Origin of the sequence: Pseudomonas capeferrum, from assembly GCF_000731675.1 — a bacterium.
Taxonomy (GTDB): domain Bacteria; phylum Pseudomonadota; class Gammaproteobacteria; order Pseudomonadales; family Pseudomonadaceae; genus Aquipseudomonas; species Aquipseudomonas capeferrum.
This window is the reverse complement of the sequence record NZ_JMIT01000002.1, coordinates 1,144,817-1,147,469: the sequence shown is the minus strand read 5'-3', so window position 1 is coordinate 1,147,469 and position 2,653 is coordinate 1,144,817. Positions and strand designations below refer to the sequence as shown.

Below are 2,653 nucleotides of genomic sequence, written 5' to 3'. Positions count from 1 at the left end.
CTTTTGTCAGATCGTTCTTTAAAAATTCGGATATGTGATAGAAATAGACTGAACACTACTTTCACTGGTAGTGGATCAGGCTAAGGTAAAATTTGTGATGTGCTCTTAACTGAGCAGCATGCGAATTTTCGGCGAATGTCGTCTTCACAGTATAACCAGATTGCTTGGGGTTATATGGTCAAGTGAAGAAGCGCATACGGTGGATGCCTTGGCAGTCAGAGGCGATGAAAGACGTGGTAGCCTGCGATAAGCTTTGGGGAGTCGGCAAACAGACTGTGATCCAGAGATCTCTGAATGGGGGAACCCACTCAGCATAAGCTGAGTATCTTGTACTGAATACATAGGTGCAAGAGGCGAACCAGGGGAACTGAAACATCTAAGTACCCTGAGGAAAAGAAATCAACCGAGATTCCCTTAGTAGTGGCGAGCGAACGGGGACCAGCCCTTAAGTTGGTTTGAGATTAGTGGAACGCTCTGGAAAGTGCGGCCATAGTGGGTGATAGCCCCGTACACGAAAATCTCTTATCAATGAAATCGAGTAGGACGGAGCACGAGAAACTTTGTCTGAATATGGGGGGACCATCCTCCAAGGCTAAATACTACTGACTGACCGATAGTGAACTAGTACCGTGAGGGAAAGGCGAAAAGAACCCCGGAGAGGGGAGTGAAATAGATCCTGAAACCGTATGCGTACAAGCAGTGGGAGCCTACTTTGTTAGGTGACTGCGTACCTTTTGTATAATGGGTCAGCGACTTATATTCAGTGGCGAGCTTAACCGAATAGGGGAGGCGTAGCGAAAGCGAGTCTTAATAGGGCGTTTAGTCGCTGGGTATAGACCCGAAACCGGGCGATCTATCCATGGGCAGGTTGAAGGTTAGGTAACACTGACTGGAGGACCGAACCGACTACCGTTGAAAAGTTAGCGGATGACCTGTGGATCGGAGTGAAAGGCTAATCAAGCTCGGAGATAGCTGGTTCTCCTCGAAAGCTATTTAGGTAGCGCCTCATGTATCACTGTAGGGGGTAGAGCACTGTTTCGGCTAGGGGGTCATCCCGACTTACCAAACCGATGCAAACTCCGAATACCTACAAGTGCCGAGCATGGGAGACACACGGCGGGTGCTAACGTCCGTCGTGAAAAGGGAAACAACCCAGACCGTCAGCTAAGGTCCCAAAGTCATGGTTAAGTGGGAAACGATGTGGGAAGGCTTAGACAGCTAGGAGGTTGGCTTAGAAGCAGCCACCCTTTAAAGAAAGCGTAATAGCTCACTAGTCGAGTCGGCCTGCGCGGAAGATGTAACGGGGCTCAAACCATGCACCGAAGCTACGGGTATCACCTTTTGGTGATGCGGTAGAGGAGCGTTCTGTAAGCCTGTGAAGGTGAGTTGAGAAGCTTGCTGGAGGTATCAGAAGTGCGAATGCTGACATGAGTAACGACAATGGGAGTGAAAAACTCCCACGCCGAAAGACCAAGGTTTCCTGCGCAACGTTAATCGACGCAGGGTTAGTCGGTCCCTAAGGCGAGGCTGAAAAGCGTAGTCGATGGAAAACAGGTTAATATTCCTGTACTTGCAGTTATTGCGATGGAGGGACGGAGAAGGCTAGGCCAGCTTGGCGTTGGTTGTCCAAGTTTAAGGTGGTAGGCTGAAATCTTAGGCAAATCCGGGATTTCAAGGCCGAGAGCTGATGACGAGTTGCCTTTAGGCGACGAAGTGGTTGATGCCATGCTTCCAAGAAAAGCTCCTAAGCTTCAGATAACTGGGAACCGTACCCCAAACCGACACAGGTGGTTAGGTAGAGAATACCAAGGCGCTTGAGAGAACTCGGGTGAAGGAACTAGGCAAAATGGCACCGTAACTTCGGGAGAAGGTGCGCCGGCGAGGGTTAAGGACTTGCTCCGTAAGCCCATGCCGGTCGAAGATACCAGGCCGCTGCGACTGTTTATTAAAAACACAGCACTCTGCAAACACGAAAGTGGACGTATAGGGTGTGACGCCTGCCCGGTGCCGGAAGGTTAATTGATGGGGTTAGCGCAAGCGAAGCTCTTGATCGAAGCCCCGGTAAACGGCGGCCGTAACTATAACGGTCCTAAGGTAGCGAAATTCCTTGTCGGGTAAGTTCCGACCTGCACGAATGGCGTAACGATGGCGGCGCTGTCTCCACCCGAGACTCAGTGAAATTGAAATCGCTGTGAAGATGCAGTGTATCCGCGGCTAGACGGAAAGACCCCGTGAACCTTTACTATAGCTTTGCACTGGACTTTGAATTTGCTTGTGTAGGATAGGTGGGAGGCTTTGAAGTGGGGACGCCAGTTCTCATGGAGCCATCCTTGAAATACCACCCTGGCAACTTTGAGGTTCTAACTCAGGTCCGTTATCCGGATCGAGGACAGTGTATGGTGGGTAGTTTGACTGGGGCGGTCTCCTCCCAAAGAGTAACGGAGGAGTACGAAGGTGCGCTCAGACCGGTCGGAAATCGGTCGTAGAGTATAAAGGCAAAAGCGCGCTTGACTGCGAGACAAACACGTCGAGCAGGTACGAAAGTAGGTCTTAGTGATCCGGTGGTTCTGTATGGAAGGGCCATCGCTCAACGGATAAAAGGTACTCCGGGGATAACAGGCTGATACCGCCCAAGAGTTCATATCGACGGCGG

Annotated in this window: 1 rRNA gene (only partly in view); it reads left to right on the top strand. The window is 50.8% G+C overall.

Annotation, left to right across the window (positions count from 1 at the left end):
• Positions 1-176 precede the first annotated feature (176 nt).
• A 23S ribosomal RNA gene (locus PC358_RS17720) occupies positions 177-2,653 on the top strand; it runs 416 nt beyond the window's last position.